Annotated in this window: 26 protein-coding genes; 14 read left to right on the top strand and 12 right to left on the bottom strand. The window is 48.5% G+C overall.

Going from position 1 to position 22183, the window contains the following annotated elements:
* The first annotated feature begins 12 nt into the window (after positions 1-12).
* Genes J9260_RS08765 through J9260_RS08750 form a run of 4 tightly spaced genes read left to right on the top strand, consistent with a single transcriptional unit; the run spans position 13 to position 2330 of the window.
* A complete protein-coding gene (locus J9260_RS08765; protein ID WP_210220621.1) occupies positions 13-1164 on the top strand; it encodes a hypothetical protein in 1152 nt (383 codons plus the stop codon).
* A gap of 45 nt (positions 1165-1209) precedes the next feature.
* Positions 1210-1524 (top strand): hypothetical protein, encoded by a 315-nt coding sequence (locus J9260_RS08760; protein ID WP_210220620.1) that lies wholly within the window; start codon positions 1210-1212, stop codon positions 1522-1524.
* The gene (locus tag J9260_RS08755; RefSeq protein ID WP_210220619.1) at positions 1521-2048 is read left to right on the top strand and encodes an HNH endonuclease; all 528 of its coding nucleotides are present in this window, start codon (positions 1521-1523) and stop codon (positions 2046-2048) included. The genes J9260_RS08760 and J9260_RS08755 overlap by 4 nt, the downstream gene beginning before the upstream one ends.
* Positions 2049-2057: 9 nt before the next feature.
* On the top strand, positions 2058-2330 hold the full coding sequence (locus J9260_RS08750; RefSeq protein WP_210220618.1) for a hypothetical protein: 273 nt from the start codon (positions 2058-2060) through the stop codon (positions 2328-2330).
* A gap of 156 nt (positions 2331-2486) precedes the next feature.
* Here J9260_RS08750 and J9260_RS08745 read toward each other — a convergent pair whose 3' ends face one another.
* The 4 genes from J9260_RS08745 to J9260_RS08730 form a co-directional block, all read right to left on the bottom strand.
* Positions 2487-3164: an alpha/beta hydrolase gene (locus tag J9260_RS08745; protein ID WP_210220617.1), complete on the bottom strand. Its 678-nt coding sequence runs from the start codon at positions 3162-3164 to the stop codon at positions 2487-2489.
* A 7-nt stretch (positions 3165-3171) separates the two neighbouring features.
* Positions 3172-3501 (bottom strand): heavy metal-binding domain-containing protein, encoded by a 330-nt coding sequence (locus J9260_RS08740; protein ID WP_210220616.1) that lies wholly within the window; start codon positions 3499-3501, stop codon positions 3172-3174.
* Between the two features lie 90 nt (positions 3502-3591).
* Positions 3592-3756, bottom strand: a complete 165-nt coding sequence (locus tag J9260_RS08735; protein WP_210220615.1) for an oxidoreductase-like domain-containing protein — start codon at positions 3754-3756, stop codon at positions 3592-3594.
* A 97-nt stretch (positions 3757-3853) separates the two neighbouring features.
* Positions 3854-4024, bottom strand: coding sequence for a hypothetical protein (locus J9260_RS08730; protein WP_210220614.1), 171 nt, complete (start codon positions 4022-4024; stop codon positions 3854-3856).
* 98 nt (positions 4025-4122) lie between these two features.
* Here J9260_RS08730 and J9260_RS08725 point away from each other — a divergent pair, with 98 nt between their 5' ends.
* The 3 genes from J9260_RS08725 to J9260_RS08715 are packed head-to-tail and all read left to right on the top strand — an operon-like array spanning position 4123 to position 5857.
* Entirely contained in the window at positions 4123-4293 is a 171-nt protein-coding gene (locus tag J9260_RS08725; protein WP_210220613.1) for a hypothetical protein, read from the top strand.
* A 13-nt stretch (positions 4294-4306) separates the two neighbouring features.
* Positions 4307-4585 (top strand): element excision factor XisI family protein, encoded by a 279-nt coding sequence (locus J9260_RS08720; protein ID WP_210220612.1) that lies wholly within the window; start codon positions 4307-4309, stop codon positions 4583-4585.
* A 51-nt stretch (positions 4586-4636) separates the two neighbouring features.
* Complete coding sequence (locus J9260_RS08715; RefSeq protein WP_210217517.1) at positions 4637-5857, top strand: IS256 family transposase; 1221 nt, start codon at positions 4637-4639, stop codon at positions 5855-5857.
* Between the two features lie 169 nt (positions 5858-6026).
* On the opposite strand, the gene J9260_RS08710 is transcribed toward J9260_RS08715, so the two are convergent.
* The 4 genes from J9260_RS08710 to J9260_RS08695 all read right to left on the bottom strand — a co-directional run bounded on the left by J9260_RS08710 (position 6027) and on the right by J9260_RS08695 (position 11683).
* Positions 6027-7001 carry a hypothetical protein gene (locus tag J9260_RS08710; protein ID WP_210220611.1) on the bottom strand — a complete coding sequence of 325 codons (975 nt, stop codon included), beginning with the start codon at positions 6999-7001 and terminating at the stop codon, positions 6027-6029.
* Positions 7002-7083: 82 nt separating this feature from the next.
* Positions 7084-9414 carry a nitric oxide reductase activation protein NorD gene (locus J9260_RS08705; protein WP_210220610.1) on the bottom strand — a complete coding sequence of 777 codons (2331 nt, stop codon included), beginning with the start codon at positions 9412-9414 and terminating at the stop codon, positions 7084-7086.
* A 5-nt stretch (positions 9415-9419) separates the two neighbouring features.
* Entirely contained in the window at positions 9420-10223 is an 804-nt protein-coding gene (locus J9260_RS08700) for a CbbQ/NirQ/NorQ/GpvN family protein (RefSeq protein ID WP_210220609.1), read from the bottom strand.
* An 80-nt stretch (positions 10224-10303) separates the two neighbouring features.
* Entirely contained in the window at positions 10304-11683 is a 1380-nt protein-coding gene (locus J9260_RS08695) for a ribulose-bisphosphate carboxylase (RefSeq protein ID WP_210220608.1), read from the bottom strand.
* 164 nt (positions 11684-11847) lie between these two features.
* On the opposite strand from J9260_RS08695, the gene J9260_RS08690 reads away from it, so the two are divergent.
* Positions 11848-12768, top strand: coding sequence for a LysR family transcriptional regulator (locus tag J9260_RS08690; RefSeq protein WP_210220607.1), 921 nt, complete (start codon positions 11848-11850; stop codon positions 12766-12768).
* Here the strand turns inward: J9260_RS08690 and prmB are convergent, their stop codons facing one another.
* The gene (prmB, locus tag J9260_RS08685) at positions 12769-13674 is read right to left on the bottom strand and encodes a 50S ribosomal protein L3 N(5)-glutamine methyltransferase (RefSeq protein ID WP_210220606.1); all 906 of its coding nucleotides are present in this window, start codon (positions 13672-13674) and stop codon (positions 12769-12771) included.
* Between the two features lie 63 nt (positions 13675-13737).
* On the opposite strand from prmB, the gene asd reads away from it, so the two are divergent.
* Positions 13738-14592 (top strand): archaetidylserine decarboxylase, encoded by an 855-nt coding sequence (asd, locus tag J9260_RS08680; RefSeq protein ID WP_210220605.1) that lies wholly within the window; start codon positions 13738-13740, stop codon positions 14590-14592.
* 9 nt (positions 14593-14601) lie between these two features.
* On the top strand, positions 14602-15246 hold the full coding sequence (pyrE, locus tag J9260_RS08675; protein ID WP_210220604.1) for an orotate phosphoribosyltransferase: 645 nt from the start codon (positions 14602-14604) through the stop codon (positions 15244-15246).
* On the opposite strand, the gene rep is transcribed toward pyrE, so the two are convergent.
* From rep to J9260_RS08660, 3 genes are read right to left on the bottom strand one after another with little or no spacing between them, the layout of a single operon-like run.
* Positions 15243-17240 (bottom strand): DNA helicase Rep, encoded by a 1998-nt coding sequence (rep, locus tag J9260_RS08670; RefSeq protein ID WP_210220603.1) that lies wholly within the window; start codon positions 17238-17240, stop codon positions 15243-15245. The two genes, pyrE and rep, sit on opposite strands and share 4 nt — an antisense overlap.
* Positions 17237-17917 carry a DUF3226 domain-containing protein gene (locus J9260_RS08665; protein ID WP_210220602.1) on the bottom strand — a complete coding sequence of 227 codons (681 nt, stop codon included), beginning with the start codon at positions 17915-17917 and terminating at the stop codon, positions 17237-17239. Before J9260_RS08665 ends, rep begins: the two co-directional genes overlap by 4 nt.
* Positions 17917-19053 (bottom strand): AAA family ATPase, encoded by a 1137-nt coding sequence (locus J9260_RS08660; protein WP_210220601.1) that lies wholly within the window; start codon positions 19051-19053, stop codon positions 17917-17919. The genes J9260_RS08665 and J9260_RS08660 overlap by 1 nt, the downstream gene beginning before the upstream one ends.
* 83 nt (positions 19054-19136) lie before the next feature.
* Here J9260_RS08660 and J9260_RS08655 point away from each other — a divergent pair, with 83 nt between their 5' ends.
* From J9260_RS08655 to glyA, 4 genes are all read left to right on the top strand, one after another.
* On the top strand, positions 19137-19484 hold the full coding sequence (locus J9260_RS08655; protein ID WP_246499725.1) for a thioredoxin family protein: 348 nt from the start codon (positions 19137-19139) through the stop codon (positions 19482-19484).
* Positions 19481-20047 carry a 1,6-anhydro-N-acetylmuramyl-L-alanine amidase AmpD gene (gene ampD, locus J9260_RS08650; protein WP_210220600.1) on the top strand — a complete coding sequence of 189 codons (567 nt, stop codon included), beginning with the start codon at positions 19481-19483 and terminating at the stop codon, positions 20045-20047. Before J9260_RS08655 ends, ampD begins: the two co-directional genes overlap by 4 nt.
* Before the next feature lie 184 nt (positions 20048-20231).
* Entirely contained in the window at positions 20232-20810 is a 579-nt protein-coding gene (locus J9260_RS08645) for an META domain-containing protein (protein ID WP_210220599.1), read from the top strand.
* A 92-nt stretch (positions 20811-20902) separates the two neighbouring features.
* Positions 20903-22180, top strand: coding sequence for a serine hydroxymethyltransferase (glyA, locus tag J9260_RS08640; protein WP_210220598.1), 1278 nt, complete (start codon positions 20903-20905; stop codon positions 22178-22180).
* The last annotated feature ends 3 nt before the right edge of the window (positions 22181-22183 follow it).

Here is a 22183-nt window from a genome sequence, read left to right as displayed (position 1 = left end):
GAGAGATTGTAGATGCCTTTAGAAATACTAAAAAGTAACCAAGGAATTGATGTCCGATCAGATGGACTTAGTTTTGATATTTCAGTGTCAGGGGATGAAAAAACTCTTTACGTAGAAGGAGATGAAAATAAAATATTTGATTTGTTTGATTTTCATTTTGATGAATTAAGCAGTGAATTTTTTCTTTTTGATTTAGGTGTCGGGGATATTGTTGATCTTGTAAGTGATAATATAATAAATGGAGTTGTTAAGGTTAAAATCATTGAATTTGGGCTTTGCGTTGGTTTTACCTTTAATTTGGAAAATGACTGGTGGGTAGAAAAGTGGTCAACTTCCTATCATCTGACTGAATTCAAGAAGCAGGTTGATAAAAGATTTAATGGACTTGTTTTTTGGGAAGATTACCCTGCTAATGAAGATGACGTCTTTAGTAGTGATAGAAGCAAGCTATGGCCATATTTGTTCTTTAGACATGATGTCAATGAACTTAAGTTAAAAGATGTTATGTCTTCAGATTTGAAGTTAATGCAAGAAGTTCATTCGCTACTTAAGAAGAAATTGAGGCTTCTGTTTGTTGATGAAAATAAATCGGTAATTGAATTTTTTGAGTTCCCTGAGTCAGTTAGCTTTGCATGTAAGCAATATTTGATTTACTTTGGTCAGTTTTTGAGAGACTTAGGAATAAATGCCTCTACAAGTATTCAGGATGGTAATTCTGGCAAGGTGTTGTTTTCAGTTACTCCTGATGATCAGAAACAAGCTTTATCTCAGATAAGAGATGCACTTGAAATATATTTGAATTTGCCAAGAAATACCTCGATCACGCCTTTTGATGTTCAACCAGATATAAGCGTTCAGCAGTTGGTTTCAAATATTTATCATTTGAAGAGTCAATTGGCATTGGCAGCAGCGACGATTCAGCAAAAGGAACTCTTAATTGGTCAACAACAAAGCATGATCAGTAACCAGCTGTTGAGTGGGGAAATATTGGTCAAGTCGATGGCGCAGTTGGTTGTCGCTTCTCAAAATAACGATGATGAAAAAGAAAACGTGATTGGTGACATTGTTGCGGTCAGAAAAGCAGATTGGGGCTTTGTTCAGGTGGATTTACCTACCCTGATGCGTCGATTGAAGCAAGTGTTTGGCAAAGGGAAAGATAAGTAGCTAAGCTATAGCTTGTGATGACCCTATGATAAAGAGGAATTAAGCATGATTTCTAATGATTTGGGAAAGGTACTACACGACAAAGCCACTCGCGGTATGACCCTATCCGCTGAGGAGCAGGTACAGTTGCAAACTTGGTACGACGAACAGGATGCAGAGGAGGCGGCGATGTATGCCGCCGTTCCAGAAGTAACGGGTGTTGCCAGACTTCAGGCGCAGATTGATACGACGTTGACGCAACTGATGAGCATGACCCGCCGTATTCAAGAGGTAATGCTCGAAAACAAGGCATTGCGTCAGGAAATCGAAGGCTTGCGCCGCCAACTGATCGCTTCTATTCCGCTACAAAAAGCCGTATGACCATAACGGCAGATATTCGCCAGCAAGTACGCCAACGGGCAGGCTGTGCCTGTGAGTTTTGTGGCGTTACGGAAGAGAGTGCCGCCAGCGAGTTGACGATTGACCACTATCAGCCACAGGCAAAAGGTGGCAGCGACGACCTTGATAATTTGATCTATAGCTGCCCCAAATGTAACAGCTACAAGTCAGATTATTGGCCTGTCGATGATCTACCTGCTTTGTGGAATCCCCGTGTTGATCAGGCAACATTACATTTCATTGAAGCAGAGGATGGCTTGTTGTATCCCCTTACTGCTACGGGTCGATTGACGGTTGAGCGTTTACGCCTAAACAGACCGCAGTTGGTGAATAACCGTCGGCAACGTGCCGAACGTGCTAAGGAACTGATGTTATTGCAACGCGCCAATGAGATGGTTTTGTTGCTTGAAAACACGAATAGAGAAATGTCGTTACTGATGGATGAGCAGCGTACCTTATTGAAAGAACAGCGGGATTTGCTGCGTCTGTTGTTACGCAGAAGATAGGTTTGTCACATGCAGGTGCAACTAAAACCGGAATTTGAGAAAATACTCGAACCGTTGGGTGAGAATGCAGCCGCTTTCTTCCTTGCCGCTGGTTTGTATTTCGCGCACAAAGTCAGCTTTGCCGCTGCTGCCGCACTTGCCGATCTGAATTTCAATGAGTTTTTGTGCCGTCTACAAACGGATTTCGGTATTGGCTTTCAGGTATCGAATGACTCAGTACTTGAAGATTTACAGACTGTTGAGATAACAAGTTTTCACCCGATAGCTGCTTATCAGAATTAATTGACCCACCCGCATTCCTCCGCAACCATACCCGCAAGTTGCAAGAAATAAGCGATCCTGTTGCTGGTGATGGGCGAAAAGCAAAAGCAGTTACCAATCCAAAGACAAAGGTTTTGACCCGCAGCTCATCAATATCAATGAAAACAATAAGGTTAGCTACTGTTTGTAATCCATTGGTTGCAACCACGCCCGCAAACACCGACCCACTTCCGCAATCTCTTCCGCAAACACATTATGCCCCAGCGGATATTCCGAATACTGTGGCGCATACCCGCGCTCACGCAGCCAGAGATACGCCTTGAGTGCCAGTAAATCCGGCACAATCGTGTCCTGCTTGCCGTGGAAAATGTGGATCGGTAATTGCGCATTCGCCGCATTCAGCGCAACCGTATCGGTCGTGGCAAAATACGTCGACAGTGCCAGCAAGCCCGCCAGCGGTTTGGGGTAACTCAATGCGGCCTGATACGCCACCGCGCCGCCTTGCGAAAAGCCCGCAATCACAATGCGTTCGCTGGGAATGCCGCGTGCGATTTCGCGCTCAATCAGCTTGCCCACCTCGCGTGCGGATGCTTGCAATTGCGCCACATCCACTTTGCGGTCGAGGTCGATTTCCAAAATGTCATACCATGCGGGCATTACATAACCGCCGTTGACGGTTACGGGCATATCCGGCGCGTGCGGAAAAACAAACCGAATCCCGTGGTCGGGCGGCAAACCCAATTCGGGAATAATCGGCACAAAATCGTGCCCATCCGCGCCCAAACCGTGCAGCCAGATGACCGCAGCAGTAGCGGGGGAGGTCGGTTCAATTTCGACAGCAGGTAAATAATGCATCAGTGTCTTATCCTTCAACGTTTACAGCCGTGCCGCTAACCGTGACCATTAACATGCCACCGCTGTTACCCATCGTGATGTTTTCGTAGTCAATGTCGATGCCGACGACCGCGTTTGCACCCAGACTTTGCGCCTGTGCTTCCATTTCGGCAAAGGCGATTTCACGGGCTTTGCGCAATTCCTTCTCATAGGCTGCGGAACGTCCGCCGATAATGTCGCGAATTCCGGCAAAAAAATCTTTGAAGATGTTCGCACCCAAAATGGCTTCGCCCGTGACGACACCGTGGTAACGGGTGATGCGTTTGCCTTCGATAGTCGGGGTAGTGGATTGGATCATGACGTACTCCTATTGTAGTGATTGCTTGTCTCGATCATATAACAACGGCTGGAAATGGCGCGTTCAGCCTTATCGGGATAGGGTTTAAATTTACGCCGCTGGCTTGGTTGTGTCGGTGTTTGCGTCTTGCTGCGCTTGCTCCCATTGCTGCAATGCTGCGCGGTAAATATCCCACACGCAGGGGTCACAGCCGCTTTCACAGCATTCGTTGGGGGCGGGTGGTTGTGGCTTTTCGGTGATGGGTGATGGTTGCATGACGGTTGCTCCTGATTTCATGGGCGCAACATAGCAATTTGAAGTTGGTTGGGCTAGTTTTTTGCAATATGCGATAACTCGTCTAATGCCCCACTCATTAACCAATCACCAACTCATCTCCCTCACACGGTTCTTGCCCACCTTGGTGCGTCAGAATACGCTTGAACGCATCCCTATCCGCTCTTTGTTGCCGTTCGTTGAAGAATTTGAGCGTATCCTCCTGAGTCGTGGGCGAAGGCAACGGATAGGTTACAGTTTGTTGTTCCATATACAGATTCTCCTTGTCTCATCGCTGATGCTAGATGAAAATCCTTGAGAAATCTTGTTTTTTGCTATCATCTCCCTCAGTCACTTGGAGCTTAAATCATGATGGATGATCCAATCGTTGAAGAAGTCCGCAAACATCGGCAAGCCCATACCGCCAAGTATAACAATGACCTGAAAGCCATTTGTGCGGCATTGAAAATCCGTGAGCAGCAATCCAGCCGCAAGGTTGTTAACCGCGCCCCTCGTTTGCTACTGAAAAAAGTCAGCTAAGGGTCGGACTCAAATGGATACGGAAAACCACCGAGCAGCGGTAAAGCACATCATTGAAACTTACGCCAGATTTCGCCCTTCTCACGGCAACATTCGGCTGGATACTGTGTTTGATGAAACTCACGACCGTTACGCACTCATGCAAGCGGGCTGGGACAGAGGCAGACGAGTACGTGGCAACCTGATCTACATCACCCTTCAGGATGGCAAAGTAGTGGTCGAATACGACGGCATCGAACACGGCATCACCGATGACTTGATCCGCCAAGGGGTGGAGGAAAAGAGACTGTAAACTGAACTGTGTAACTGCTATATAACGTGAATCCCAAGAAGGAGCAGTAACATGGAACGCCTCGACCCGAAACTCATGGATGACTTACTCAGCGATTGCAAAACGCCTGCTGATGTCAAAAACCTTTACAGCCAGCTCTTGCAGCGGATGATCAACCGCAGCTTGGAAGCCGAATTGGATGTGCACCTAAACTACGACAAGGGTGAGCGTAGCGAAGCCGGGCAACGGCGCAGCAATACCCGTAACGGCAAAGGCAACAAGACCATCAAAGGCGAATTTGGTGAGTTGCAGGTAGAGACACCGCGTGACCGTGATGGCAGCTTTGAGCCGAAGTTGATACAAAAACGCCAAATACGGTTAGCAGGGATGGAAGAACACATCCTGACGCTGTACGCCAAAGGCATGACCACCCGCGACATCGAAGACACGATCAAACGCCTGTACGGGGTGGACATCTCGCATACGCTGATCGCGGAAGTAACCGAAGCCGTTCAGGGCGAAGCTAAAGCGTGGCAGACGCGAGCACTGGATAATATCTACCCGATTGTCTGGCTCGATGGGATTGTCGTTAAAGTTCAACAAGATAAGCAGGTCATCAATAAATCAGCCCATGTGGTATTGGCGGTCAACTTACGCGGTGAAAAGGACGTGTTGGGCATCTGGTTGGCAGAAAATGAAGGTGCCAAGTTCTGGTTATCGGTCTTGACGGAACTACGCCACCGGGGCGTACAAGACATCTACGTGGCGTGCATGGATGGCTTAAACGGCTTGCCTGAAGCCGTCAACGCGGTCTTCCCCAAAACGCTGACCCAGTTGTGCATGGTACACATGGTTCGCGCCAGCTTGCGCTACGTCACCGCCAAGGATACCAAAGGTGTGGTCGCTGCCCTCAAGCGCATTTACCAGTCCAGCACTGCTGAAGAAGCCGAACACGAACTGGAAGCCCTCGACACCGAATGGGGTAACAAATACAAAGCAGTCGTGCGTCTATGGCGCGGTAACTGGGCGAATGTCATCCCGTTTTTCCAGTTCCAGCCGGAGATCCGCAAAGTGATTTACACCACCAATGCGATTGAATCCCTGAACATGAGTTTGCGCAAGTTTACCCGCAACCGGCGCATCTTTCCCAATGACAGTTCAGCCCTCAAAAGCCTGTATTTGGCGGTACGCGAAGCCTCGCAAAAGTGGTCGGTCATTCACCACTGGAAACCCGCTTTGCAGACTTTTTTACTTATGTTCGGTGAAGAGCGGGTTCCGCTCTCCGCCCTATGAAAAACGTGTTACACAGTTTATTTGACAGACTCGAGGAAAAAGACATCGTGCTGGCGTTTTTGGAAGAGCCGGAAATGGCAGTGGTAGTTTAACGCACAAGCAATAATCCCAATGAGCCATACTTTTTTTCAAAAAAGCTAAATGAACATTGACAAAGCAGAGTGACGGTTTATTCGCTGGACTCACAGTCTTTTATGAATTTTAGTAGATCACTTTCCTGCTTCAATTTGGACTGAGCTTCTTCTTTTAGTTTTTTGTATTTAATTTCTTCATTATTTATTGCGATTAATTTATTTTTTTCTTCTTGTAAATTTAGACAATATGTTACATAGTTTTCATGGATTTTCTCAGCTTCCTCACGAATTGCTCTATCTTGATCCATGCTGGAGCGAATATGTTGGTGGTCATCTATTATTTTTTGCAAATTATCTAATAAGAATTGAATCCTATCTTTGCTGGTTTTCTTATCTTCTGGATAATCAATATTTATTGACATTAAAATATCTTCTGATGTTTTAATTTTATTGATATTTGTCGTTCTATTTTTCTTAAGTCTCTTTAGGTTATCTTCATATGCATCTATTGAATCCTGCTGAGAAGAAATTCTGTCTTCAAAAAAATCAATATTTAGATCATGTGTGATAATAGAGATAATTAATTTGCAATCTATTTTCTTTTCATAACCTTTATGGCTAATAATGAGTTTTATTTTTTTCAAGAAACGATCAACATCATCATAACGTATTTTATCTATTTTCTTTGCTTTAAACTCTTCCCATTCGTCAATAAATTTCATTGTTCTATTGACTTGTTCTTCTTTCTCCATTGAATCTTTTTGATATTTTAGTTGTTTTAAAGTCTCAGTCAATTCTTTTTTCTGTAAAAGAAAACCCCTATAAACAATCAAGACTGTTACAAAACTTGCCAAAGATGTGGAAATATTAAAAAAGTCGCCAGTTTGTCCCAGTTTTGCAATCTCGAACTCTTTGAGAAAGCTTATGTCTTTATGATAAATAATATAAGCAACTATTGAAATCCATAGAAAAGCAACAGCCAAAATTCCAAGCAAAAAGAAAATATCGAGTACCGTATCAGAAAAGTTACTTTTACCAATATCATTGGTTTTCTGTTCGGTATCGCTCATCAAAAAAATTCCCTATAAAATTATAGGGTGTGATTATAATGCGATCAATGGCTAACTCAAGATATTTTTATAAAATATGTATCTACCCCGTCAACGTAACAAACACCTGCGTCATCCTTTCCGGCAACCGTTGAACATTATCCACCACCGTAACGCGCTTGCCGAAAATATCCCGCACGTATTCATCCGCTCGCGGATCAAGGCTAATGCAATAGCTGTAAATGCCTTTCTGATCCAATTCCTTCACCGCTTGCCGCGTATCTTGCGTCAATAATTGCGGGTCATCCACGTCAATATCCGACGGTTCGCCATCGGTTAAAATCAGCAGCAGTTTTTTATCCGCCTGTTGATGCTCCAGATAATGTGCCGCATGACGCACCGCCGCGCCCATCCGCGTCGAATAGCCCGCCTGCATTGCCGCCAGCCGCCCCTTCACCTCGTCGTTCCAATGTTCCTTGAAACCCTTGATGTGCTGGTAACGCACCTCGTGGCGCGTATTGGACGCAAACCCCGCAATCGCAAACGGGTCACCCAACGCCTCAATCGCATACGCCAACAACGACACCGCTTCCTGACTCAGTTCCAGAATGCTGCTGGTCGCACCTTCCGGCACTTCGCTGATTGAAGCCGACAAATCCAGCAACAGCATGACCGCAATATTGCGCCCGTCATGCTTGTGGCTCATATTGATGCGGGGATCAGGGTTCGCCCCGCCCTTGAAATCAATCAGGGAACGGATCGCCACATCAAGGTCAAGCTCACTGCCTTCTTCTTGATAGCGTACCCGCGTGTAATTTTGCGGCTTCAACAAATCCACAATCTGCTTCAACCGCTTTGCCAACGCCGCGTGTTTTTGCAACAGCGCATCAATCACCGCCGGATTACCCGCCGGATGCAAACTTTCATACACGCTCGTCCAATCCGGGCGATACGTCTGGGTGCTGTAATCCCACTCAGGATAATGGCGCGGCGGCAAGCCCGATTGCTCGTTCTGTTGCGCGGTTTGCTTGTGTTCGTCGAAGAATTCTTCGTCGTCGCTTTCCTCGATGTACTGCCACAAATGGCGGTTATCATCGCGGTAAGGAATGGCGGTATTGTTGAAATACACGCTCGGCAACTGGTCAGTTTGCAAGCGCGTCTGTGCCACAAACGAAATCGCCACAGACACCATATCCGCCGTGGTTGCGTTGCCTTGCAGCATTTTTGCGTGGAATTTGCCCGCAAACTCATTGATCTTCACGTTCTGATAGCCATGCGCCGGATTCAAAATCGCCCAAGACAACATCGCCAGCCGATGCCGGAAACACGATTCGGTCTTGGAATCGCACTCATCTTCCACGGGGGCAGGGTGCAACGCCGTGAATATCCGCCGCAAACCGGGGTATTCCTGCATCGCCAGATATTCCACCCGACTGTCTTCGAGGCGTTCAATCGCTATGCGCTGTTGTGGGCTGAAATTATCCGCCACTACTTTGTGCGTCCAGCGTTGGTGCGCCGCCATATGCGCCAACACCGCGCGGTAACGGTCAATCCCCGTCACACCATGCGCATCGTCGAACACGTCAGGAATACGCATCCCGAACTCGTCAAAATACGGCTGCTGCTCGCGCATATCGCGGAAGTCCACTGAATACGGCACGAGGTATTCGTGACTTTCCCAGCAGGCTTGCAGGTACAAATTCAGCTTGCGCTCGTTATGCGTAAACAGCGTGCCGTGGCGTTCGTGCTGCAACATCGCCTTGGCATCGGCGGATTGCAGGCTGAAATATTCTTCCTGCCGATGCGGGTGTTTGCCGTAGTTGCGGATGCCGTATTCGATCCAGTTCTTCAAGCCACCCAAGGCTAGCTGGCTCATTAAATAAGGCATTTGCTCCAGCAGTTTCGGCAAACCGGGGCTGGGAATGGTGGTGTGGAAACCGTGAATCGACCCCGTGGTACGCTCCATCATCTCGAACAACAGGGTGATGTAATGCCCAACCAATTCCTCGCTTTCGAGGCGGCGGCATACGTCCGGCAAGGTCTGCAAAAAAATGGGAATAATGCGCCCGTTGGGGGTACGCGAGATTTTCCACACCGCTTGGCTGACGCGGGTCAACATCCCTTCACCGAGCTTGTGGGCGATGACCGGCATTTCTTCCAGATAGGTCAGCACGGGGTCGAAACCGCGCCCGATTTTGCACACCAACGACGCACCGTCGAGGTAATCCTTGATGCCTTGCTCGCTCAATAGCGCGAGCGCGTCCTGCATACAGGCGGCGAAGGCTTCATCAAGCTGCTTGAAATTGCAGCTTAGTTGGGTGCGGTAGAAAGAAACCCCCTTCAATTCCCCCTTATCAGGGGGAAAGCCGGAAGCTGCTGCCTCTTCGCTCCTCCCCTGATAAGGGGAGGCTGGGAGGGGTTTCTTCTCGCTCATGTGATTCACCCAAAAATCGCGTCAATCGCGTGGTTCAGCGTGCTGCGAATATCCGCATCATCGGTAATCGGGCTAACCAGTGCCATGCGGCAAGCGTCACCTGCTGCAATCCCGTCACGCATCAGGTTGGCGGCGTACACCAGCAAACGGGTGGAAATGCCTTCATCCAGCCCATGTCCTTTCAGGTTACGGGCGGTGTGGGCAATTTTCACCAGCTTGTCTGCCATTGCTGCGTCCACGTTGGCTTCTTGCTGCAAAATGGTGGATTCCACGTTAGCGGCAGGGTAGTCAAAATCGAATGCCACAAAACGTTGCTTGGTGGACTGTTTTAAATCTTTCATCAGGCTCTGATAGCCCGGATTGTAGGAAATCACCAACTGAAAATCGGGGTGCGCGTTCACCAGTTCGCCTTTTTTATCTAAGGGCAAAGTGCGGCGGTGATCCGTCAGCGGGTGAATGACGACGGTAGTATCCTGGCGTGCCTCAACGATTTCATCGAGGTAGCAAATTGCGCCAATGCGGGCGGCAGTGGTCAATGGGCCATCCAGCCAGCGTGTGCCATTGGCTTCGAGTAAATAGCGTCCGACCAGATCGGAGGCGGTCATGTCTTCGTTACAAGCGACTGTGATCAGTGGCTTGCCGAGTTTCCATGCCATGTGTTCGACGAAACGCGATTTACCGCAACCCGTCGGGCCTTTCACCATCACCGGCAGGCGGGAACGGTACGCAGCTTGGTACAGTTCGACTTCGCGTCCGGTGGCTTGGTAGAAGGGTTCGTGTTGGATGGTGTATTGGGTAGCGTCGGTCATGGGTGGGATTCCTGACAGAGAGATTGGGAGAAGTGGGCAGTGCGAATGCACCACCCACCTTTACTGTGGTCGCTTGCGGCTTACTTGTGTACGCCCAGCTTTTCGCGCCAGCCTGGGAACAGCTTGTCAGCATCGCCAGGGAATGACTCGAATGCGCGAGCAAATTCTTTGTGCTCTTTCGCAAATTCGATCGGGTCAGCACCGGATTTCCAGCACTCATAAGATTGACGCAGGGAAATCGCGCCAGCCGCTGGGCTGTCAATGTGACCGTAAGAACCGCCACCGGAAGTGTTGATGACGTTACCGTGACCCAAGTTCTCGAAGAAGCCAGGCAGACGCAGTGCGTTCATACCGCCAGAGATGATTGGGGTAGTTGGCTTCATACCGTGCCATTTTTGATAGTAGACAGGCCCTTGGCACTCGTCACGTTCAATCATGTACGCGATGATTTTGTCATCGGAACCGCCTTCCATTTTGCCGAAGCCCATTGTGCCGACGTGGATACCGGAAGCACCTTGCAGACGTGACATTTTCGCCAATACAAACGCAGTGTAACCACGCTTGGAAGATGGGGAAGTGATCGCACCGTGACCCGCGCGGTGGTAGTGCAGGTACTGGTTAGGGTACTGGCGACGAGCGGTAGTGATCATGCCAGGGCCGCCAACGTAACCGTCAACCAAGAATGCTACTTTGTCCGCATCCGGGCCAAACGCTTCGAGGATGAAGTCAGCACGAGCGCACATTTCGTAATGGTCGTCAGCGGTGATGTTCGCAGAGAACAGTTTCGCTTGACCGGTTTCGTCTTGCGCACGCTTCATTGCGTCGTATACGAGTGGGTAAACTTTTTTCGCTGGGCAGAAAACTTGGTTGCCTTGCGGTTCATCGTTCTTGATGAAGTCGCCGCCGAGCCAGAATTGGTAAGCCGCGTGAGCGAATGGCTCAGGGCGCAGACCCAGTTTAGGCTTGATGATAGTACCAGCGATGTAACCACCGTTGTTAACATCACGACCCAGAATACGCCACATGTCAGAAATGTCTTTCGCAGGACCATCGAACAACTGGATAGCGCGTGGCGGCATGAAGAAGTCGATCATCTGTGCGTGTTCAATGTCGCCCATGCCTTGGTTGTTACCGATAACCAGTGTCAGGAACGACACCAGCATCATACGGCCATCCGTGATGTTGCGGTCGAACAGGTCAATCGGGTAAGCGATACGCATGTCTTCGGTTGCTTCGTCGATGTGGTACACCAGCGCGTCAACGCCCTTGGTGAAATCATCGGTGGTGCAAACTTCAACGTTAGTACCGGTGGAAGATTCTGCTGCCAAATGCGCAGCCGCTTCCAGATAGCCATAGCCAGCTTTTGGCTTCATTTTGTAGGCAACCAGAATGTGCCCACCACCTGCGATCAGGTCTTCTTCTTTCAGACTAAGATCCGCGTAACGTCCAGATTGGTCCATGACTATCTCCTCGATTGAATAAAAAGGTTTCAATAACTTTCAATGAGCGCAAGTATAAGCAATGCTTAAGATAAGGGAAAGTCATTTGTTCTTACTTAAACATCAGGTTTGATTATGTTATGATGATGACAAGAAACCCTGAATTTCCGAGTGGATTAGTCAACATGCACATCTCATTCCGCCAGATCCAGATCTTCCAGACCGTTGCCCAAACGGAAAACTTTACTCGCGCCGCCGAATTGTTGCACATGACGCAGCCTGCAATATCCATGCAGGTCAAGCAATTGGAAGAAAACGTGGGTTTGTCGCTATTTGAACGCCAAGGCAAACGCATTGTGCTGACGGCGGCAGGGCGGGCAATGCACACCTACACCTGTGAGATTGCAGCAAAATATCAGGGCATGGTGGAAACGCTGGAAGAATTGAAGGATGTGCATCAGGGCGTTATCAATGTGTCGGCGGCGAATACCTCGATTTACTTTATTACGCGGATGTTGGCGGGATTTTCGCAGCAGAATGAGGGGATTACGGTTTCGCTGAATATCACCAACCGCAAGACTTTGGTGGAACAGTTGCAGAATTATGAGGCGGATTTGGTGGTGATGGGTGAGCCGCCGTCGAATCTGGATTTGCATTCGCAACGCTTGATGTGCAATCCGCTGGTATTGATTGCGCCTGCGAATCATCCGCTGGCAGGGCAGAAGGATATTCCGGTGTCCGCAATTATTGGCGAAAAGTTTGTGGTGCGTGAACCGGGGTCAGGGACGCGGGCGGCAATTGAGCGGTTTTTTGCGGAACACGGGCATACCTTTACTAGTACGCTGGAAATGGGCAGCAACGAGTCGATCAAGTATTCGGTAATTGCGGGGCTGGGGTTGGGGATTGTGTCGTTGCACAGTATCAAGCTGGAGTTGGAAACCAAATCCTTGGTATTGCTGGATGTGGAGGGTTTCCCCATCCAGCGTTATTGGCACATTATTACCCGTGAAGGTAAGTGGCTTTCACCCGCAGCGCAGGCATTCAAGGAATACGTGATTGCCGAAGCCGCTAATTATTCGCAGGATTATCAGCAGCTTTTGCTGTAGTTACAGCGTTGCCGCCAGTTCACGGACTTGTGCGGCAGTCAGTAAAAATACCCCGTCACCGCCGCGTTCAAACGTTAACCAGTGGAATTCCACATCCGGGTAAGCCGCTTGCAGGGCGTATTGGCTATTGCCGACTTCCACGATTAAAATCCCGTGATCGCTCAAATGTTCAGCGGCATCGCGTAAAATGCGGTGCGCGTGTTCCAAGCCGTCATGCCCGGAAGCCAGTGCTAATTCAGTCGGTTCGTGCAAAAACTCAGGGGTTAATGCCGCCATATCATCCGCATCCACATACGGCGGGTTGCTCACAATAATGTCGTATTGCCCGTGCAGATTTTCAAATAAATCGGATTGAATCGCTTGCGCTTGCCCCTGCAAATGATGGCGTTCGATATTGATTGCCGCCACCGCCAGTGCGTCGCTGGAAATATCGCTCAGGTCAATTTGTGCGTGCGGAAACGCATACGCGCAGGCAATACCAATACAGCCGCTACCCGTGCATAAGTCCAGTACTCGATTGACTTCAAATGGCTCAATCCACGGTGCGAATTGCTTTTCAATGGTTTCCGCAATCGGTGAGCGTGGCACTAATACACGCTCATCCACGTAAAACGGTAAACCCAAAAACCAGCCTTCGCGGGTCAAATACGCTGCGGGTTTACGGGTTTCAATGCGTTGTTGGATGATTTCAGCCAGTGCAGCGCGTTCTGCGGTGGTTAAACGGCTGTCAAAGTACAAATCGGGAGTATCTACCGGCAAATGCAGCGTATGCAGCACCAAATAAGCCGCTTCATCAATCGCAGAAGCCATGCCGTGCGAAAAACTCAGGTTGGCAGCCGCAAAATGACTCGCACCCCAGCGGATATAGTCTTTGATGGTACGCAGTTCGGTGTGATTGAAATCCATAAGTTACACAACTGGCTAAAAGTGCCGTATCATCCCGCATTTGCAACCAAAACAGCAACACCCATGAACATCATCGACATCTTAAAAGCGTGGCCTTTGTATGTATTGCCACACCATTTTATTTCCCGTTTGGTTTTCCGTTTAACGCGGGTGCAATGTCCGCGTCTTGTGCCGGATGCGATTCGTTTATTTAGCAAAGTGTTTAAGGTTAATTTGGAAGAAGCGGTGAATCCCGACCCCGCGAGTTACACCACGTTTAATCAGTTTTTCACGCGCCCGCTTAAACCGGAATTACGGCCTTGGGCAATGGCTGAAACCGCGTTGGCGAGTCCGGTGGATGGGCGGGTGAGCCAATTAGGTAAGATTGAGCAAGGGCGTATTTTTCAGGCAAAAGGTCACGACTATACCGTGCTGGAATTGTTGGGTGGCGATGAAGCGCGTGCGGCAGCGTTTGCGGGTGGGCAATTTGCCACGATTTATTTATCACCGCGTGATTATCACCGTATTCATATGCCGCTGGCGGGTACATTGACTGAGCAAGTGTACGTGCCAGGGCGATTATTCAGCGTTGCCGGACATACGGTGCGCACAGTGCCGCGTTTGTTTGCGCGTAATGAGCGCGTGGTGGCGATGTTTGATACCGCGTTTGGCAAAATGGCAATGGTGTTAGTCGGTGCTATTAATGTGGCAGCGATTGAAACGGTGTGGGACGGTTTGGTAACGCCGCCACAAGGCTGGGCAGTAAAACGTCAGGTGTTCGCTGATGTGCAACTGGCAAAAGGCGATGAAATGGGGCGTTTTAATATGGGTTCCACCGTTATTTTATTGCTGGAAAACCCGCATGTCGCATGGGCGCAAGGCGTAAGTGCCGATGCACCGGTGCAGTTGGGGCAGGCATTGGCAGATTTACAAGCATAAGGTGAGATAATGAAAGCGTATCAAGAGGAATTTCTAAACTTTGCGATTGGGCAGGGTGTGTTGCGTTTTGGTGAATTTACCCTCAAATCGGGGCGCGTCAGCCCGTACTTTTTTAACGCGGGTTTGTTTCAAACTGGCTCGGCGTTGTCGCGCTTGGGTAAGTTTTATGCGCAAGCGATTGTTGACGCTGGGGTGGAATTCGATATGTTGTTTGGCCCCGCTTACAAGGGCATTCCGTTAGTGGCGGCAACGGCGATGGCTTTGTACGAGCAACACGGCAAAGATTACCCGTATGCGTTTAACCGTAAAGAGGCGAAAGCGCACGGCGAAGGTGGCACGATTGTGGGTGCGCCATTGCAGGGTCGGGTGTTGGTCATTGACGATGTAATGACCGCAGGCACGGCGATTCGGGAATCAGCGGATATTATTGTGGCAGCCGCTGGCGCGACTTTGGCGGGTGTAACGATTTCGCTTGACCGCCAAGAGCGCGGTACGGGTGCGCAATCGGCGGTGCAGGAAGTGGAGGCACGCTACGGCATTCGGGTCATTAGCATCGTGGGCTTGAACGAGGTGATTAATCACGTTGGCACAAGCTTGCATGACGCGGCATTGCTGGCAAAGGTGCAGGCATACCGCGAGCAATACGGGATTTAATCGTCGAGTAATGCCTGCAAATTCGCAATGTAGGCACGGGCGGTTTCGTGGCGTTCTTCGTCGGAAACCACCTTTTTGTTCTCCCACTCCAGATGTTCGGGGGGGAGTTCATCAAGGAAGCGGCTGGGTTCAATGCTGGAGGTTTCGCCGTAACGTGAGCGCACTTTCGCGTAACTAATGGTGAGATTTTTCTGGGCGCGGGTAATGCCGACATAGGCGAGGCGGCGTTCTTCTTGAATGCCGTGTTCGTCAAGACTGTTGGTGTGGGGAAGCAATTCTTCCTCCATGCCGATTAAAAACACACTGGGAAACTCCAGACCTTTGGCAGCGTGCAAGGTCATTAACACCACCGCATCTTGTTCTTTTTCCTCACTATTGCGCTCCAGCATATCGACTAAACTCATGTGCGCAATAATATCGCTTAAGGTTTCTTTGCCCGCGCCGTCGTTGTGCAGTTTGCGTACCCATTCGACAATTTCCCAGACATTTTTCATCCGAGATTCGGCTTGTTTAGGGGTGTTGCAAGTGTTTTTTAGCCAGTCTTCATAAGCGGTGTCGTTGATCACTTGGCGCACCATTGCGCTGGGATCAGCACCCTCGGCGGCACGCATCATTTCTTGCAACCAAAAGCAAAAGGTTTCCACCCGCTGTTGCGCTTTCGCAGAAATACGCTGGGCAAAACCGAGTTCTTGTGCAGCGGTCAATAAACTGGAATTGCGCTCGTGAGCGTATTCGCCGAGTTTTTCGAGGGTGGATGTGCCAATTTCGCGTTTGGGGGTATTAATAATCCGTAAAAATGCTGCGTCATCGGTGGGATTCGCAATCAAGCGCAGGTAGGCGAGAATATCTTTCACTTCACTACGCTCGAAAAATGAGGTTCCGCCGCTGATTTTGTAAGGAATATTATTTTCGCGCAGGAGTTTTTCAAACAAACGGCTTTGATGATTACCCCGGTAAAGAATCGCAAAATCTTTAAAATCGGCACGATCCCGAAAGCGTGCCTTGAGAATTTCACCCACGACTTTTTCAGCTTCGTGTTCTGGCGTGCGGCACGGCATGACGCGAATGGGATCACCTTCACCGAGGGTACTCCACAAGTTTTTCTCAAACAAATGCGGGTTATTACCAATGAGTTTATTGGCACTTTGCAAAATACGGCTGGTGGAGCGGTAGTTTTGTTCGAGCTTTACCACTTTTAACATTGGGTAATCGGTTTGCAATTGCGCAATGTTTTCCGGGCGTGCGCCGCGCCATGCATAAATCGACTGGTCATCATCACCCACGGCAGTCAGTGCGCCGCGAACCCCCGCCAATAAACGAATTAACCGGTATTGGCAAGCGTTAGTGTCTTGGTATTCATCGACCAGCAAATAACGCAATTTCTGCTGCCAATATTGCAAGGCATCAGGATGTTGCTCAAATAACTGTACCGGCAATACAATTAAATCATCGAAATCCACTGCGTTATACGCTTTGATTTGCTGCTGGTATTTTTCATAAAGCATAGCTGCTAGTTTTTCATCGGTGGTGCTGGCGATTAATGCGGATTGTGCTACCGAAATAAAATCGTTTTTCCAACGTGAAATAATCCAGCGTAGGTTATCAGCTTCTTCCACATCTTCTTTATGCGCCAACTCTTTGAGAATCGCGGCACTGTCTTGTGCGTCCAAAATACTGAAATTCGGTTTATAACCCAAACGCTTGGCTTCGCGCTTAATAATATTTAAACCCAGCGTGTGAAAAGTAGAAACGGTTAAACCTTTCGCTTCTTCTTTGGTTAAAAGCTGGATGGCGCGTTCGCGCATTTCGCGGGCAGCCTTATTGGTAAAGGTAATTGCCGCGATTTGATTGGCAGAATGCACACCTTTGCGGATCATCCACGCGATTTTTTGGGTAATTACGCGAGTTTTACCGCTGCCTGCACCAGCAAGCACGAGGAGGGGGGAGCCTAGGTGGGTGACAGCGGCTTGTTGTTGGGGGTTTAGTCCGTTCATGAGGCTGAATTAAATACTTTGTTTAGCCAAGTAATAAGGGCAATGAAATTGGGGTGATCCTTCTCAAATAATCCTTGGTGATAAGCATATGAGGGGGATATGCCGGGTTCTTTTTGCCATGCGAGCCATGTGGATAAGTGAGCTTTTGAATCGTGGTGGTCAGCAAATGCTTTGAGTTTACCAAGATTGCCAATTGTAGTTTTGGCGTGATTTAGTAAGTCGCTCTGATTTTTTTTGGTGACACTGATGAATAAGTCTTCTATCATCCCATCAGAAAAGTGATTCGGCATGATCCAAATACCAATTTCTGCACCTGAGGGATGTGAGAATATCTCGCCATTATTTTCTTGGTTGGGTGTGTCGGTGATAGTAAATCCCTTGCCATGTAAAATTGACGTAAGCTGATTTCGGCGATTGTTAAATCCATTCAGTTCTTGAGTCGAGTGATCGGCATCAACAATGACACCTAATCTTGAAATTTGTCCGCGAATCAGTAAGTCAACTTGCAGCTTGAGTTGTAGGTATAGCGGTTGGAGTCCATTCCTGAAAATTCGGGCATCAACATCACGGGGTATTTTAGGTTCGATGTCAACCTGACTAGAAAGACCTGCCAGTAATTGCTTGAAAAACTTCTGATCGCTAGCCCCTTCGACTAACAGGATGTTTTTTGCTTGCATCAGCGTACTTCCATCCCTGTCTCAGCAATCAGTTTTATGTCATCTTCGTTGTACGTTATGGCAGTGATTTTACCTTTATCAATCTCGCGCTCGTTACGTCCCAACGAGATTAAACGTCCTTCCTCTTCAGACTGAAGAGCAATTTTGCTGAATGCCTTAATCGTATCTTGGCTGTGAGTCGTTACAAACACCTGAATATCAAGCTCTTTCGCCAATTTGAACAACTTCTCCCAAACTTCTTCCTGAATTGAGTAGTGCAAGCCATTCTCGAACTCGTCGATCATCAAGTATCCACCACGAGCTTTGAAAGAGTGCAGAAATATTTGTAGGAGACGGCTCATGCCTTCCCCAAAGCTCTTGAGTGGGATAGCTTTTTTTTCATTTGAGTATTTGACCACTGCGATTCTTTGATGACCAAAGCCTGGTTTTTTAATAAAAAACAAATTACTGAAGCGACTATCAATTATAGATAAGAAATTTCTAGCTTCTATATCCATGGAGTTTAACAGTATATCATCCCAAAGTTCAGCTAAGTCATTTACTTGGAAAAGTTGTGTTGCAACAAAACTGCATGAATATTCTTTTGAGTTTCTTTTTAGCGATGCTTGCGATTCAAAATTAGTTGCTTCATATAATAGTATATCCTCTAATTCATCTGGAAAAATAGCTAAAGCTTCAAATATTGGGGAGTGAATCAATATTTCTTCGCTGTGGTTAATGAATTTTTTCTCTGCGGGTGAGAAGTTGAGTAATCCTTTAGTGTTATGTTTAGTTTCTTCGATGTAGCGAAGATAAGCAACTTCGACTTTTAGTGATTGATCTTTATTACCTATATATATGACATTTTTATTTTCCTCATCAATTTGTGAAAATTTGCGACCAGTGAAAATATTTTGAAGATCTTGAAATGTGTCTCTTCTTTCGGAGTTGTTTGAAAAATAAGCAGTTTCATCTCTATCTGAGAGAATATCTAACAGTGTTTGTATATTGCCTTTTTTTGCATACGTGTACACAGCCTCCAGCAACGTACTCTTCCCGCTATTATTCTTCCCCACGATCAGATTTACCCGCCCCAGCGAGGGGATGGTGAGGTCTTCAAAGCAGCGGAAATTTTTGATGTGCAGGCTGTCGAGCATGGTGTGTGTCCTTCATTCCAATGTCCCCAAACTATAGCAAGTTTCGTGCAAGGGGACTAATAAGTGGATGTATAATCCTCGCCATGACGAAACTCGCAAGCCTTACCGATCTCAATTTCCATCACGTGCTGACGGCAACGCCGGGCACTGCGTTGGTGTTTTTTACCGCGCCGAACTGTGGCGCATGTCGCAGTCTCAAGCTGGCTTTGGGGAAATACCTGCACAGTTACCCCGCTACATTGTCGGTGTTTGAGGTGGATGCAGTGCATAACAGCGCGTTGGTGAATGCGTTGGAAGTGTTTCATTTGCCAGCGTTGTTTTTATACGTGGCGGGGCATTATCACTGCGAATTGCACAGCGAGCCATTGCCCGCGCACTTGCATCGGGCGATTCAAACGGCTTTAAGTTTGCCAGCACAGGAGGAGCCATGAACATTGATCCGCAAACCGGGTTATTGGATATTGCGCGTCAATGCCCTTCGCCGAATCATGATGAACGTCCACAAGATTGTGTGGCGGATTTAATCGTATTGCACAATATCAGTTTGCCGCCTTATGAATTCGGGGGAGGCTGGATTGATCAGCTTTTCACCAATCAGCTTGACCCCAGTGCGCATCCGTTTTTTGCGGAAATCTGTCATTTGCGGGTGGCGAGTCATTTGTTGATTACCCGTGAGGGCGAGATTGTGCAATACGTGCCGTTCCATCGGCGGGCGTTTCATGCGGGGGTGTCGTGTTATCAGGGCAGGGAACGCTGCAATGATTTTTCCATTGGGATTGAGCTTGAGGGTACGGATTTTACCGCGTTTACTGACATTCAATACCAGCAGCTTGAAGCTTTGTTGCCTGTGTTGGTAGCGGCGTATCCGACGTTGAGTTTGCAACACATTACCGGGCATGAACACATTGCACCGGGTCGCAAAACCGATCCGGGGCCGTTTTTTGATTGGCAGCGATTGGGTGATGCGTTAGGGTTTTATTTGCCCAATGTGTAAGTTTTTGTGGTGAAAAAACAACGATTAAGGCTAAAAAATATTCATTCCTGCAAAATTCCTGACGTGGCCTATACTCTACAGTGTTGCTAAAACAACACAGCGTTTGATGAGGGATCAGGCGTTCGATGTTGGCTTTAGCCCCTAAGCTTGATTTATCCACATCTTCGTCGAGAGAGGGATCTCAATGAGTATTAAACCTGTAGTGTCCGGGTCATTCATGCAGACCCGTCGCCAATTATTATTGTTGCCTTTGGTTTTGCTGGCTTCGCGCGTGGTTGCGGAACCGGCGGCATTGCCTGCGGGTATGTGTCCGTTGAACAGCGGTGGCCCTTCGTTACTGGGGACTAGCTGGCGTTTGACTACAATTTACGGTAACGCTGTTCCTCCTGAAGTCGCCATTACGATGACGGTGGGAGATATTACTTTAATGGGTTCCGCTGGTTGCAATGAGTATATCGCGTACTTCAAACGTGTTGGTCATTCCGGTTTTATGATGGAAAGGGTTCAACGCGGCAGCAACGGCTGTACGGTAATACGTACTGAAGATGGCGGTCCCACTGTCAATGTCGGTGATTGGGAAGGTAATTTCATTCGTACCTTGCAACGCGCTGGCAGTGTTGAACAGAAAGAGGATGGATTGCACTTTTACAATCGTAGCGGTGAGCCTTCGGTGATCTTTGTGAAAAGTGATGCTGCCCCTGAAACGACTGGCGTAACGGAAGAGCCAACACCATTTGAGGCTGAGCAACCGACCGAGAGTTGAGTGTTTGGCTGTAAAACACCGTAGGTTGAGCTGAAAAACGGTGGTATGATACAACGCTTTTTTTAGCTTCCAACGCGCAGGAGAAAAACCGCATGTTTTCCAGCCAAATGACCATCGCAGGGTATGATGATGAACTGTGGACTGCCATGCAGTCTGAGGTGCGTCGTCAAGAAGAGCACATTGAACTGATCGCATCCGAAAACTACGCCAGCCCGCGAGTTATGGAAGCGCAAGGTTCTGTTTTGACTAATAAATATGCGGAAGGCTACCCTGCCAAGCGTTACTACGGTGGTTGTGAATACGTCGATAAGGCGGAACAACTGGCGATTGACCGTGTAAAACAATTGTTTGGCGCGGATTATGCCAACGTGCAACCGCATTCCGGCTCGCAAGCCAATGCTGCGGTGTACATGGCATTGTTAAACCCCGGTGATACCGTGTTGGGTATGAGCCTTGCTCACGGCGGGCATTTGACCCACGGTGCGAAGGTTAACTTCTCCGGTAAAATTTATAATGCGGTGCAATACGGCATTACCGATGACGGCTACATTGATTACGCTGAAGTTGAGCGTCTGGCGGTAGAACACCAGCCAAAAATGATCGTGGCTGGCTTTTCCGCTTATTCGCGGGTGATTGATTGGAGTAAATTCCGTGAAATCGCTGATAAAGTAGGCGCGTATTTAATGGTCGACATGGCACACGTTGCTGGTTTGGTTGCCGCCGGGGTTTACCCAAGCCCGGTACAAATTGCTGACGTAACCACTTCCACCACGCATAAAACCTTGCGCGGGCCACGCGGCGGCATCATTTTGGCGAAGTCTAACCCGGAGCTGGAAAAGAAATTCAACTCACTGGTATTCCCCGGTATTCAGGGCGGCCCGTTGATGCACGTCATTGCGGCAAAAGCGGTAGCGTTTAAAGAAGCTCTTGAACCCGAATTTACGGTTTACCAGCAGCAAGTCGCTAAAAATGCCAAAGTCATGGCGGAAACCCTGATTTCACGCGGTTACAAAATCGTTTCCGGCGGTACGGATAACCACCTGATGTTGGTTGACCTGATTGCGAAAGGTATTACCGGTAAAGCGGCGGATGCGGCGTTGGGCGCGGCAAACATTACCGTGAACAAAAACTCAGTGCCGAATGACCCGCAATCACCGTTTGTCACCAGCGGGATTCGTGTGGGTACGCCAGCTATTACCACCCGTGGTTTCAAAGAAGCGGAAACCGCGCAGTTGGCTAACTGGATGGCTGACGTGCTGGACAATGTGGAAGACACCGCGACGATTGAACGGGTAAAAGCGGAAGTGCTGGCGATTTGCGCACGATTCCCGGTATACCCGTCCAGTAATTTCGGCGATCACCCGGCGTAACGC

Source organism: Thiothrix unzii, assembly GCF_017901175.1.
Classification (GTDB): domain Bacteria; phylum Pseudomonadota; class Gammaproteobacteria; order Thiotrichales; family Thiotrichaceae; genus Thiothrix; species Thiothrix unzii.
This window is presented reverse-complemented; position numbering and strand designations above follow the sequence as displayed.

Excerpts from the sequence above, each read along its gene's own strand:
- J9260_RS08720 (WP_210220612.1), top strand. The coding sequence starts at position 4,307 with ATGGATACGGAAAACCACCGAGCAGCGGTAAAGCACATCATTGAAACT.
- asd (WP_210220605.1), top strand. The coding sequence starts at position 13,738 with ATGAACATCATCGACATCTTAAAAGCGTGGCCTTTGTATGTATTGCCA.
- J9260_RS08700 (WP_210220609.1), bottom strand. The coding sequence starts at position 10,223 with ATGACCGACGCTACCCAATACACCATCCAACACGAACCCTTCTACCAA.
- J9260_RS08660 (WP_210220601.1), bottom strand. The coding sequence starts at position 19,053 with ATGCTCGACAGCCTGCACATCAAAAATTTCCGCTGCTTTGAAGACCTC.
- rep (WP_210220603.1), bottom strand. The coding sequence starts at position 17,240 with ATGAACGGACTAAACCCCCAACAACAAGCCGCTGTCACCCACCTAGGC.
- J9260_RS08665 (WP_210220602.1), bottom strand. The coding sequence starts at position 17,917 with ATGCAAGCAAAAAACATCCTGTTAGTCGAAGGGGCTAGCGATCAGAAG.
- J9260_RS08740 (WP_210220616.1), bottom strand. The coding sequence starts at position 3,501 with ATGATCCAATCCACTACCCCGACTATCGAAGGCAAACGCATCACCCGT.
- J9260_RS08765 (WP_210220621.1), top strand. The coding sequence starts at position 13 with ATGCCTTTAGAAATACTAAAAAGTAACCAAGGAATTGATGTCCGATCA.
- J9260_RS08645 (WP_210220599.1), top strand. The coding sequence starts at position 20,232 with ATGAGTATTAAACCTGTAGTGTCCGGGTCATTCATGCAGACCCGTCGC.
- J9260_RS08725 (WP_210220613.1), top strand. The coding sequence starts at position 4,123 with ATGATGGATGATCCAATCGTTGAAGAAGTCCGCAAACATCGGCAAGCC.
- J9260_RS08755 (WP_210220619.1), top strand. The coding sequence starts at position 1,521 with ATGACCATAACGGCAGATATTCGCCAGCAAGTACGCCAACGGGCAGGC.
- J9260_RS08730 (WP_210220614.1), bottom strand. The coding sequence starts at position 4,024 with ATGGAACAACAAACTGTAACCTATCCGTTGCCTTCGCCCACGACTCAG.
- J9260_RS08705 (WP_210220610.1), bottom strand. The coding sequence starts at position 9,414 with ATGAGCGAGAAGAAACCCCTCCCAGCCTCCCCTTATCAGGGGAGGAGC.
- J9260_RS08750 (WP_210220618.1), top strand. The coding sequence starts at position 2,058 with ATGCAGGTGCAACTAAAACCGGAATTTGAGAAAATACTCGAACCGTTG.
- pyrE (WP_210220604.1), top strand. The coding sequence starts at position 14,602 with ATGAAAGCGTATCAAGAGGAATTTCTAAACTTTGCGATTGGGCAGGGT.
- J9260_RS08655 (WP_246499725.1), top strand. The coding sequence starts at position 19,137 with ATGACGAAACTCGCAAGCCTTACCGATCTCAATTTCCATCACGTGCTG.
- J9260_RS08695 (WP_210220608.1), bottom strand. The coding sequence starts at position 11,683 with ATGGACCAATCTGGACGTTACGCGGATCTTAGTCTGAAAGAAGAAGAC.
- J9260_RS08760 (WP_210220620.1), top strand. The coding sequence starts at position 1,210 with ATGATTTCTAATGATTTGGGAAAGGTACTACACGACAAAGCCACTCGC.
- ampD (WP_210220600.1), top strand. The coding sequence starts at position 19,481 with ATGAACATTGATCCGCAAACCGGGTTATTGGATATTGCGCGTCAATGC.
- prmB (WP_210220606.1), bottom strand. The coding sequence starts at position 13,674 with ATGGATTTCAATCACACCGAACTGCGTACCATCAAAGACTATATCCGC.
- J9260_RS08715 (WP_210217517.1), top strand. The coding sequence starts at position 4,637 with ATGGAACGCCTCGACCCGAAACTCATGGATGACTTACTCAGCGATTGC.
- J9260_RS08690 (WP_210220607.1), top strand. The coding sequence starts at position 11,848 with ATGCACATCTCATTCCGCCAGATCCAGATCTTCCAGACCGTTGCCCAA.
- J9260_RS08735 (WP_210220615.1), bottom strand. The coding sequence starts at position 3,756 with ATGCAACCATCACCCATCACCGAAAAGCCACAACCACCCGCCCCCAAC.
- glyA (WP_210220598.1), top strand. The coding sequence starts at position 20,903 with ATGTTTTCCAGCCAAATGACCATCGCAGGGTATGATGATGAACTGTGG.
- J9260_RS08710 (WP_210220611.1), bottom strand. The coding sequence starts at position 7,001 with ATGAGCGATACCGAACAGAAAACCAATGATATTGGTAAAAGTAACTTT.
- J9260_RS08745 (WP_210220617.1), bottom strand. The coding sequence starts at position 3,164 with ATGCATTATTTACCTGCTGTCGAAATTGAACCGACCTCCCCCGCTACT.